Source organism: Rosistilla carotiformis, from assembly GCF_007753095.1.
Classification (GTDB): Bacteria; Planctomycetota; Planctomycetia; order Pirellulales; family Pirellulaceae; genus Rosistilla; species Rosistilla carotiformis.
In genome coordinates, this window is sequence record NZ_CP036348.1 from 2,562,392 (window position 1) to 2,574,676 (window position 12,285).

A 12,285-nucleotide genomic window follows, 5' to 3' on the forward strand; every position below is an offset into this window, starting at 1 on the left:
TTGATCGGTTCAAACAAAACGGGCGAAAGCATTCCGGCGTGGCGTGAAAACCTTGCCGAATGTAGCGAACGTCCCGAGACCTCTAGTTTGCAACGGCGTCCGAGAAGTAGACGAGCGCGCCGGTGGCGCGTTGGACTTCGATCAAGCTGCGGTTGTACTGGGTGATCGATTGCAAAAGTGCTTGTTCTTCGCGCAGTAAACGGTCTTGCCCATTGAGCAGATCGTCCAGCTGCAGTTGCCCCAATCGCGGATCATTCCCCAGTAATTGCCAGCGGTCTTCGAGGTAGGCGAGTTCGGCGTGCACGGCGGCCAACGATTCGCGACGGCTGATCGCGGCGGCGTGCGATGCGCGGAGATTTCGGACGGCGATCTCCACCTCGGCGCGAATGTTGGCCGACTTTTCGCGGATCAACATCGTCAATTGGGTTAGCTCATATTGCCGTTGGCGAACTTGGCCGTGGGCGGTCCGATTGCGATAGGGCAACTGATACTGCAGGCCGCCTCCCACGCCCGGGCGTCCCTCGGTAAATTGATTCGACCAGGCACCGACAATGTCCGACGCGCCCTGTCGCCCGGCCAGCTGTCCTTGCAGGACGAGATTCAATTGTGGGCGGGTTTGATCTTGCGCCAAATTCAAACGGACCTGCGTTGCATTGACCAACTCATGCAATTCGAGGATCTCCGGACGCCGGTTGATCGCCAGCGCCACTTCGCTTTCGATATCAAAATCGATCGGAGAGATCACCGCGGGCTGGACGGGAAGCAGTTCCGCGTGCCCTTGGTCGCTAAAAGCAGGCGCGTTGACCAGGGCTCGCAACCGCGATTCCTCGTTCTTAATGTTGGCTTCGGCCAGCGACAATTCTGCGCGACGGTTGGCCACCGCCGCCTGGGCTCGCAACACCTGGCTGCGGACCGCATCGAGCGATTGTCGGTGTTCCAACTGGACCGCGATCCGTTGGGCGCGTTCCAGATGCCGTTGCCGCAGCAATAGGTTGGCACGTTCGACATATAAGGACCAATAGCCGTTGGCGACGTCAAACAATTGGGTCAAGATCGCGTCGGTATATTTGGCCTGCGCCGCCGCGGTGTCGAATTGGGCTGTCAGGATCAAACTTCGATTGGCGTCGATGCTGCGACCCTGCAACAACGGTTGGCTCCAATTGGCAAACAAGCCAGCGGAGCCTTGGTTGTTGGGCAAGAAGAACGTGGAATTACTGTTCTTATGTCCCAGGCCTTGGCCGATCCCATAGCTGCCGCCGGACGAGGTTTGACCACGGACGCCAACTTCCGTTCCCAGCAATTGATCTTCCAATCGCGGCGGGCCACCGGTGGTCAGGATGTTTTCGACCGGATCGCTGGAACTGTTGTAGTCGCTGTCGCTATAGATTCGCGGGTCGAATACGCCGCGAGCTTGTTCGATCTGCGTGCCGCTGATCCACGGCGCTTGCGCCACCGCTTGGACACGGGCTGAATGTTGAACCGTCCATTCGAACAACGTCATCAGATCGATCGGCAGTGCGGCCGGAGCGCTCCGCAGCGGCCGGGCGGTTCCCGGGATCCACCATTCGATCGGTCCCACGTCGGCCGGGAGCGTTGACGGCTCAAGGCTTCCCGAAACCTCGACAGCGTCCGATGCCCAGGCGGCTAACATCTGCGAGGTCCGCGCCGTGATCGGTTGCCGCGCCGTAGCCACGGAAGTCGCGTTCAAGCGGGGCAACAACAATCGTGTCGCGGGAGCGCTTACCTGCGCGCTAGCACACCTAGAGACACTCACGATGATCGTGAGTGTCACTACAACAACATGTAGTTTCGCATGGTGAACAGGTGTCATGACGGGCGGCAATTCTTGAATCAAAGACGATCAGGTTTTGTCTATATCGTCGGCTCACCCTCCCCAGCTGAGGCAAATGTGACATTCAAAACAATCGCAATTCCTCGATCATTCGCGACAGACGCAACCCCTGCATGGCGGGACTTCAAGATCCCAAAGAAAACGTGTAGCGATCGCTAGCGCGGGTCTACGTCACGCGATACTGCGGGCTAAGTTTTCACGGCGACGCGTGCGCGATGGCAGCGCAAGCACGCTAAGTTAACCGGGGCATATGACTTGTTTAGAAAACTTCTTGGCCGCCTGGATGGCCGTCTTCGCACGCAGTCGCGGGTAGCGACGGATCCGACGCCGAACCCAGTGATCGATGTGATGCGATTGGAAGATCGCATCCTATATAGCGCCGTGCCGATGGTGGAAGCTTCCGCCCCCCAAGGCGATTCTGCGATGGATTCTATGGAACCTGTCGACGCAGACGGTGCCGCGTTTGTTATCGAAAACGCCGATCCCTTGGATGCGTCTAACGACGTTGTAACGTTTGACGTTTCCACATTGGCCGACGTGTCGGTCGACCCCGCGGTCCGCAAAGAGATCGTCTTTATCGACGCGGCCGTCGACGATATCGATACGTTGTTGTCCGATCTGCTGGCGGGCGACGATGCCGATCGCGAACTGGAAGTCGTGATGTTGGATGGTGGCGAAGACGGGATCGATCAAATCACCGCCGCACTCAACCGCCGCTCGGGAATCGACGCGATCCATATACTCAGTCACGGCGACGGATCTGGGGTTCAACTGGGGGAAACGCGACTGGATGCCCAGGCGCTCCAGGCCTACGCCGGCCAGATCGCCGGCTGGGCGAGTGCATTGGATGTCGATGCCGACGTGTTGATCTATGGTTGCGACTTGGCAAGCAGCGTCGCCGGCCAAGATCTACTGGCATCGATCGCCGCGCTGTGCGATTGCGATGTAGCGGCCAGCGAAGATGTCACCGGTGGCAGCCAACGCGGGGGCGACTGGGACTTGGAATACCATGTCGGAGGGATCGAAGCGAAGGTCGTGGTTTCGGCGGCAGCGCAGGCTCAGTGGCAACACAGCTTGGAAATGGGCACGCCGGGGAGTGCGTCGATCTGGCTTTCGACAAAAGACGACGACAACATCTCGGGCTTTGACGGCCATTTGTTCCTTGACGAAAGCAACGTGATGGAGATCGTCGATCCGGGGGTCCAATTCGGTCCGTCGACATCGGGATCGGTCAATATTCAATTGAATCTGAATGCTTTCAGCGATCTAAAGGCGACGTTGGATGCGCTGCATGTCGTCAACCACAGCCAGACATTGGGAGGATCGACGTTTGCCGGGATCGATCTGAAAGCGGGAGACCTGCTGTTTTCCAGCGAGACGTCTGTGACGCTGACGAGCCTGAATTCGGTGCATGTCAACGAGAGTGATGTCGTCCTGTTCTCACCGACAACGGCTGGCGACTACAGCACCGGCACCTTTACGATCGTATTGGACAATCTACCCAGCGGTCCGCTGCAAGCACTCACTTTGATCGAACGCGATACACGGATTGGCGACTACACCGTGAACGCCGGTGATTTTCTGTTTGTCTCTTCGCTTTCCAAAAAACAGATCAAGCTGTTCCAAACCGAGGATGTCGGGGAAGGGGCCCATACCGTTGGAACCGAAGCCGTTCTATTGGACGTCACCGATACGAACATTGCGATTGGAAGTTCTTTGTTCGGAATCGAACTGATCGAATCCGATACGCAAGTCGGTGGCTTTGATCTCACCGCTGGCCAGATTCTGTTAACGACCGATGGTGATGGCGCGGTGGGGCAGAATGGTTTGGCGACAACGCGCAACGATATCTTTGTTCTAGACGTGACCAAGACGACGATGGTCTCTGGCGCCAATAATGGCGTGGCGACGGCGGCGATGTTCTTTGATGGCAGCGACATGAACCTGGACTCCGCCGCCGAGAGTGTCGACGCGATTGCGTTTTATCGTCCTAGTTTTGCACCCACCGATATCGCTCCCAACGGAGCAACGGTCAACGAGAACATCGATACAAGCGGTGGCTACGCCGTCGCAACCATGACAGCAAGCGATCTGAACGCGGGCGACACTGCAACCTATTCAATCATCGGTGGGCTCGATCAAGCGAAGTTCTCGATCGCCGGTGGCGACCAATTGATCTTAACGGCGGGACGCTTGGATTTTGAATCCCAGTCGACCTATCGCGTGGAAGTGCGTGTGACCGACTCGGAGGGACTCTTCTACGACGAATTGCTAACGATAGGTGTGAACGATCTCAACGAAGCGCCGATGGCGAGCGCGACGCCCGTGAATCCCACGTATGTGGAAAACGGACCGCCGGTCGGTGTTTTTGCCGCGACCGTTATCGATTTGATCGAAGCGGGCAACGCGGTGAAGACTTTAACATTGAGTGTCGAAGGGGTGCAAAATGGCGCTGACGAAATCATCTATCTCGATGGCCAAAGCATCACCCTGACCGATGGCTACGCGACGACCACACTCATCGGTGGCTACGACCTTCAGGTCAGTGTCGCGGGAGCGATAGCCCACGTTGTGGTGAAGAAAACGGGAGGTTTTGACGTTGGCGACGCGGAGCAATTACTCGACGGGTTGCTCTATCAAAATCGCAGCGAAGATCCACGTGGCGGATCGCGGATCGTATCGCTTGAATACATTCAGGACGATGGCGGTAACGCCGATGGCGGCGATGACGATGGTGTCTTCGAGATCGCCTCGACGATCACCTTGACGCCCGTCAACGATGCTCCCATGGTGACGTCGGTCGAATCGGCGAACATCACCTTCCGCGAAAACGATCCTGCCACGCAGCTCAGCAACACGCTCGCGATCACCGATGCAGATAACACCACGATCGAATCGGCAGTGATTCATTTCAGCATCGGGTACGCCAGCGATCAGGACCGGCTGGTCTTTGTCGACAGCGGTGCGATCCGCGGCGATTGGGATGCGGCGACCGGGACACTCACGTTGACCGGATCCGAGACGCTCGCCAATTACGAGACGGCGCTGCGTAGCATCCGCTATGAAAACACCCATGACGATCCCACCGCGTCTGCGCGAACGATCACCTTCCACGTGAACGATGGCGAAGTGGACTCCAACGTCGGCACGCGTCGGCTCGTGGTTTCGGCGATCAACGATGAACAAACATTGATCACCAACGCCGGCGACACGATTGTCGAAGGTTCGACGGGAAATGTGCTGGGGGCCGCACTACTGAAAACAACCGATCTCGATCACGCACCCGCGGACTTGGTTTATACGATCGAGACCAACGTGAGTCATGGCGTGCTGACGCGCGGCGGGTTGGTCCTGTCCGTTGGCGAAACCTTCACGCAAGCGGATATCGATGCGGGGTTGATTCTATATGACCACGACGGCAGCGAAACGATTGCCGATCGCTTGGCGTTTACTGTCGACGATGGCGTTGGCAGCAGCATCGCAGCCAACTTTGATTGGACAATCACTCCATTGGACGCCCACCCGATCTCCGCGATTGCCGACATCGACGCAACCGCTGCGATGGTCGACGAAGGGGCGAATGTGGGAACGCAGGTCGGGATCACTGCGCGGGCGACCGATGCCGACATCGGGGACCAGGTTACGTACCGTTTGGATGACGATGCGGCGGGACGCTTCAGCATCGATGCGGTCAGCGGTATCGTACGCGTAGCGGCCGCCATCGACCGCGAGGTCGATGATCCATTGCAAACCATCATCGTCCGTACCACATCCAGCGACGGATCGTTCACGACGGAAACGTACAGCATCGCAATCAACGATGTTGACGAATTTTCTGTCGGTCCAATCACCGACAGCGACCTGGCCACGAACGCGATCTATGAAAACGCAGCGAACGGAACGTGGGTCGGCGTGACCGCTAGCGCGATCGATGCAGACGCGACCCGGTCCGCGATCACGTATTCATTAAATGACAACGCCGGAGGACGGTTTGCGATCGATGCGGTCACTGGCGTGGTCCGTGTTGCCGACGGCAGCCTCTTGAATTTCGAAGCGGCCACGTCGCACGACGTCGTCGTGCGCGCGACATCAGCGGACGGGTCGTATCAAACCGAAGTCTTTACCATCGAAGTTCGAGATGTTAACGACCGGCCCGAGATCATCGGCTTGGAAGGTGTCACCGTCGTGGCCAGCAACGACGGCAGCGCCACGCAGTTCGATCGATTCGGAACCGTCCGCCTTGTCGATGCCGACGCGCCGACGGATTACAGCGGCGCCACGTTATTGGTCCAGGGAACGGGATTCGACGCGGCCGACCTTCTCGACATCGATACCGGTGGGACGGTCTCACTTTCGGCGGGGATCACCAACGGTTCGGTGGTCGAGGTTGACGGAATCGCGGTGGCCACATTGTCGAGCACTTCAACGAGCGGTCAGACGTTAACATTTAACGGGAACGCCAGCGGTCGCGATGTCGAAGCGATATTGCAATCGTTCCGCTTCCGATCGAGTTCGACTCTCTTGGGGGAACGGACCGTCGCGTTTGCGTTTGACGATGGCGATGGAGTTGCCGACGGAGGCGTCCAAGTTAGTGCGACCAGCACGGTCACGGTGACTCTGGTTGCATTTGATGAGACGGGAGTGACTGTTTCGGAAGATGGAACGCATCGATTTAGCATCAGCGATTTCGACCACACCCATCTCGCCCATCATGCCCAAGCGACGATTGAAATAACGCGTTTGCCCGCCGCGGGGTCGCTGACACTTGCGGGCGTTCCTGCGATCGTGGGACAGCGGATCACCCAAGCGGAACTTGCCGCCGGACTGTTGGAGTTCATGCCCGCCGCCGATGGTAATGGGACGCTATACGCTTCGTTTGACTTCAACGTGATCTCTCCTCCAGCCTCGTTGCAGGTGCTCGCCGGAGAGCCCAATGGCTTCACGCTTGATGGTGGCTACCTGCTTCCAACCGACGAACTCCTTGCGAACGCCGCGAACTTTGGTTCTGCAGGAACCGTTCCCAGCGCGGTCACGGTCGTTCCCGCATCGGCGATGATCGACGCCGACTACTTGGCTCAAGGAGATGTCTTGTTCAATGGCTACGTTCCCGATGCCAACTGGACTCCCGAGGAGATGGCGGCCGTGGATACCTGGGTCCAGGCCGGCGGAATCTTTATCGTCAACAGCGACTCGATGGCTTACGATCGCGTCTCGTTCCATTTCGGACTCGCCGTTGTCGGCTGGGGCAGCAGCACATGGAATGTCGCCGACGCCTCGCATCCGATCATCGATGGCCCGTTTGGCAAAGTGGGAAGCGTCGGCAGCCCTATTCAGGCAACCGGTGCGATCGGCTACTTTTCCAGTTCTGATCTCGAAGTCGGCGACCAAGTTTTAGCGATCGATTCGGTCACGGGCGAACCCACGATCGTGGTCCGACAGCATGGAGACGGATGGATCCTGTTTACAGGTGACGAAGGGATCTTCCGAGCGGGGATGACCGGTGGCGGCGCTGTTGCGACCACCAATGACATTCTCGTAGCTAACATTTTTGCCTGGGCTGCCACGCAGACTCCGGTCACCGAATCGCATACCCTCGACATCGAAGTCACCGCGGTTAATGACGATCCCAAGAATCTGGGGACGGTACCGGAAACCGTCAACGCCTGGGAGAACCAGGCCGTGGATGTGGACCTCCAAGGCCTCGAATTGTCCGACGTCGATGCGGGCTCTAACGATCTCACCTTAACCCTATCGACACGATCCGCCGGGACGCTGTGGGCCGGATCGGGAGGCGGAGTCGTCGCGTTCGGCAGCGGAGGCGATTCGATGACGCTTACCGGAACGCTCCACGCCTTGAATGCTTACCTTGACGATCCCGGGCAAGTCCAGTACCTCGGTGCTCCCGAAAACTTTGGGGTTGCCGCCGACGCAATTCGCATCGACGTCACCGACAATGGAAACGTCGGGATCGGCGGTGGCGGAACGATTCACTTGGGAACGTTCGACGTCGATCTCACTGCCGTCAACGACGCACCCCAGATCGCTGTGAACACCGGCGCAACCGTGCTCGAAGGGGCAACGGACACCGCGATTACCAACGCGATGCTCTCGGGCAGCGATGCCGACAACGACGATTCCGGATTGGTTTATACGTTGACCAATGCGACCGGCCATGGAACCTTGTCATTGATCGGCAGAGGCGACTTGCAGCGGAACGACACGTTCACGCAAGCCGACATCAACGCGGGTCGCTTACGCTACAGGCACGATAACAGCGAAACGACGACAGATGCCTTTGAGTTCACGTTGGCTGACGATGGAGCCGACGGAGCGATGCCGGCAGCGGGTCGATTTGCGATTGCCGTCGTTCCTGTCAACGATCACACGACGTCGACAATCTTCGATGGCGACGTAACGATCGACGGTGTTTCTGAGAATGCAGCGATCGGTACCGCGGTCGGATTCACCGCAATCGCCAGCGATGGCGACGCACAGGATACGATCCACTACGCATTGGATGATAACGACGGCGGCCGTTTTGCAATCGACAGCATCACGGGAATTGTTCGGGTTGCCGGACCGATCGACCGCGAGAGTGATGGTGTCCACCGCAGCATCACCATTCGCGCGACCAGCAGTGACGGTTCGTTCCAAACGCAGACTTTGGTCATCGCGGTCGCCGATGCCAATGAATTCGGCGTTGGCCCCATTGTCGATCTCGATACGACCGTCGATAGCGTCTTGGAGAATGCCGTCGCAGGAACGTTGGTCGGAATTAAGGTGACCGCAGTCGACAACGATGCCACCGATAACGCCGTCCTCTTTTCATTGATCGACGATGCAGAGGGGCGATTCACGATCGACGAGACGACCGGTGAGATCCGAGTTGCCGACGGCGCGGTGCTCGATTTTGAAGTAAGCGCCCGGCATACGGTTCGTGTCCTGGCGACGGGGTCGGATCTCAGCACCTCGACTCAAACGATAGAAATCGAATTGACTGACGTGATTGAAGGGGTGCCGACCACGACCAACACGTCAGTGCTTCCATCGGATGGAGGCTCGGGGGGAGGGACCGGGGGAACAACGTCCGTCGCTTCCGAAGTTCCTGTCGAACGCAACGATGATGACGACAGCGAGCAGGAGGACTTGAAGAAGCTCCTCGCTCCACCGATTGTCGACGAATTGGACCACGCCGAACCTTCGTTCGGACGACGAACGGGAATTCCCGAATTACAAATCTCGCTGCTGGACGGGGAGGACGTCGATTCGGAATCCCGCTCTGTATTCCACCCCAACCTCCTACCTGCCAACCGTATTTCGATGACCATCGCACCTCCGCGATGGGATCGCTTGGGCACGACGGAGTCGGTGACGTTTGGAATTTATGAGACCTTTGATTTTGACGTGACACTCTTGAAGGGGGCGTTGGATCGATTTGCGGACCAATACGAAGATCCCGCGTCGCTTCATCTCGTCTCAGGAACGGCAAGTTGTCTGTTTGCCGGAGCCAGTGTAGGGATCGCGGTCTGGGTGTTGAATTCGACTGCGTTGATCGGGTTCGTCCGCGCTGCGGTTCCCGCTTGGGCACGCTTCGACCCGATCTTTATCGTCCGCGACGGCCTGGTCAGCAAAGACGACGAGGACTTATCGGTTGCAGGAATTATCCACCAAAACGCCCAGCGGCCCCAAGAGGCGACAGAATGAAACTCAGTACAAAAACTAAGCTGACAGCGAGCATCGTGCTGTTGTGCGTCTCGGCGATCATGGTTGCCAGCCTGACAGAATTGCTTCCCGACGAACGCAAACTGCGAGCACAAAGCCGTCTCGATCTCTGCGAAGCGTTGGCGACCAGCGTCACGTTTTTGGTCAGCAAGGGGGAGACCGAACAAGCGCAAATGCAAATGGAGCTGTTCGGTCAACGGCATGACGATGTGGTTTCGACAGGACTCCGATACAACAACATGACGCTGGTTGCGCAAACCGGTGGGCACCAAGTGCATTGGTCGCGCGGGGTCACCAATCGCGAAGATGGTTGCTACGTCGTTTCGATCGATGCCAACAACGGTCGCTGGGGCGAATTGGAAATTCAATTCACGCCGCTGTACGCGGGGATCAATCGCTACACCAGCAGTTCGTTGTTAAAGCTGTTAGCCTTGGTTACACCGTTGTTAGCCATCGTTTGCCACTTTCATTTTAACCGAATCCTGCGTTTCTTGGATCCAAAACGAGTAGTCCCCAATCGTGTTCGCCAAACGTTGGACAGCTTTGCCGAAGGCGTGGTTTTGTTGGATCACGAAGATCGAATTGTGTTGGCAAACGACGCGTTCGCCAAACACTTGCAACGTCCGGTCGACGCGTTGTTGGGCGCGAAGTTTTCCAATCTTCCCTTTGAATCGACCGAAGAGAGTGAAGGGGGACTCGCGGCGCTCTGGAAAGCGGCTCGCGAGAAAACCGAACTACGGGGCGTAACGACCAAATTGCTCGATCCTGCAGGACATGTCACGGCGATCTTTTCCGTCAACGTCACGCGGGTGACCGACGACGCGGGGAACTATCAAGGCTTGATGGCCGCCTTCGCCGATGTCACCCCGTTGGAACGCAAACGCGCTCAATTGGCGGCCGCCCTGGAAGACCTGCATCGATCCAAACAAGAGATCAGTAACCAAAATAAGGAACTGCGCTATCTTGCCACGCGCGATCCGTTGACCGGATGTCTCAATCGTCGCACGTTTTTCGAGTTGTTCGACAAACATTGGACCCAAGCAAAAACAACGGACGCTCCGTTGTGCGCGGTGATGGTCGACATCGACTTTTTTAAGTCGATCAATGACAACTACGGACATAGCGCGGGGGATGAAGTGTTGCGGCAAACCGGCGCGTTATTGAATTCTATCGCCCGTGATAACGATGTCGTTTGTCGTTATGGTGGTGAAGAGTTCAGTCTGTTGTTGCCGGGAGTCACGTTGCAAGAAGCCGAAAGGATCGGAGAACAGGTCCGGCGTCGGGTCAGCGAACTGCAGTTCTCCAAATTTTCGATTACCGCGAGCATTGGCTTGTCCGGGGTTGAGTGTGGGGCCGACGACCCTCAAGGGCTGTTGGATCAGGCGGACAAATGCCTTTATGTCGCCAAACGCAATGGCCGCAACCAGGTCGTCCGATTCGACACGGTGCCCAAGCAGCTTGTCGTCGACGAATCGCAAATCAGTCGAACGCATCCTCAGACCGCCCCTCCACCCGCGATTCCTTTCCCAGCTGTCTCGGCGCTGTTGTCGGCGATGTCATACCGCGACAACCAGACGGCCCAGCATTCGATCCGCGTTTCCAACCACGCTGCCATGTTGGCGCAACGCGTGCTTGGACCGCGTGAGGTCTACGTTGTCGAAATCGCTGCGTTGCTGCACGACATCGGGAAAATTGGTGTCCCCGACGCGATCTTGTTGAAGCCCGGTCCGCTCACGAAAGAGGAGTGGCTGCAGATGGAGAAGCACGATCGGATTGGCGTCGAAATCATTAACAAATCGTTTAAGCATCCCCGTCTGACCGATATCGTTCGCTTTCATCATGTTCGCTTTGATGGTAGCGGAGGCAATCCTAACGATCCCGTGGGTGAAGCGATTCCCGTGGGCGCGCGGATCTTAACGATCGTCGATTCGTTTGACGCGATGACGTCCGATCGTCCCTACCGTAAGGGAATGGCGATCGAGGACGCGGTCGCCGAACTTCGGCGCTGCGCGGGAACTCAGTTCGATCCTCAATTGGTCGAGATCTTTGTCGAATTGATCGCCGCTCGCGGCGCAGTGCTTTCGACCCGGGCGAAGGAAACGATGTCCAACGAATTGGTCCTATCGATTGGCGAGCAGGTGGAATGTCTGATCGACGCAGCCGATGCGGGCGATCGAAAAACGTTTGTCGCCCTGGCCGAACGACTGCGGCTGACCGCCGAACATTCTAACGTCGCATCGTTGGCCCGAGCAGCCAACCATGCGATCCAGATTGTCAACGAAGATCAGCAGCTGCAGCAATTGGTCGAACAATCGTTCGAACTGCTGACAGTGTGCCGTGCGATGCGATCGAATATCGCTAGGAACCAATTCGATGGCCGGGAGCTCGACGTGCCATCGCCCCCCGTGGCGGCTGGCAAGGTTTGATTTTGACGGACGTGGGCGGGCCGATCGCAGCGATCACGCCGGTTGGCAGTTGCGACTGGATCGACTTCGCAAGGGTTTTCGTTGGGGGGCGGGAACAGTTCCCTTTGCCTACGGGGCGTTTCCGGTTACATTAACGGTCCGTTTAGAAAATATGTCCGCATTCCGTTTTGTTGGAGCCAAGAATTGGGAACGAAGAAAACAGGTAAGGGTCGTCGCAAAGTAGGTCGAAAGAAACGGCGTATGCGCGCGAAAATCCGCCATCGCAAGAAGTAGAACTCTTGGTTT

3 protein-coding genes are annotated in these 12,285 nt (G+C 57.5%); 2 read left to right on the plus strand and 1 reads right to left on the minus strand.

Annotated elements, in window-relative coordinates; translation table 11 throughout:
- Positions 1-82 precede the first annotated feature (82 nt).
- Entirely contained in the window at positions 83-1,717 is a 1,635-nt protein-coding gene (locus tag Poly24_RS09525; protein ID WP_197452458.1) for a TolC family protein, read from the minus strand.
- A 558-nt stretch (positions 1,718-2,275) separates the two neighbouring features.
- On the opposite strand from Poly24_RS09525, the gene Poly24_RS09530 reads away from it, so the two are divergent.
- On the plus strand, positions 2,276-9,556 hold the full coding sequence (locus tag Poly24_RS09530; protein WP_197452459.1) for a DUF4347 domain-containing protein: 7,281 nt from the start codon (positions 2,276-2,278) through the stop codon (positions 9,554-9,556).
- The gene (locus tag Poly24_RS09535) at positions 9,553-12,000 is read left to right on the plus strand and encodes a sensor domain-containing diguanylate cyclase/phosphohydrolase (RefSeq protein WP_145093857.1); all 2,448 of its coding nucleotides are present in this window, start codon (positions 9,553-9,555) and stop codon (positions 11,998-12,000) included. Before Poly24_RS09530 ends, Poly24_RS09535 begins: the two co-directional genes overlap by 4 nt.
- The last annotated feature ends 285 nt before the right edge of the window (positions 12,001-12,285 follow it).

Bases quoted from the DNA above. Each gene is read 5' to 3' on its own strand.
- Poly24_RS09530 (WP_197452459.1), top strand. From the start codon at position 2,276: ATGGATTCTATGGAACCTGTCGACGCAGACGGTGCCGCGTTTGTTATC.
- Poly24_RS09535 (WP_145093857.1), top strand. From the start codon at position 9,553: ATGAAACTCAGTACAAAAACTAAGCTGACAGCGAGCATCGTGCTGTTG.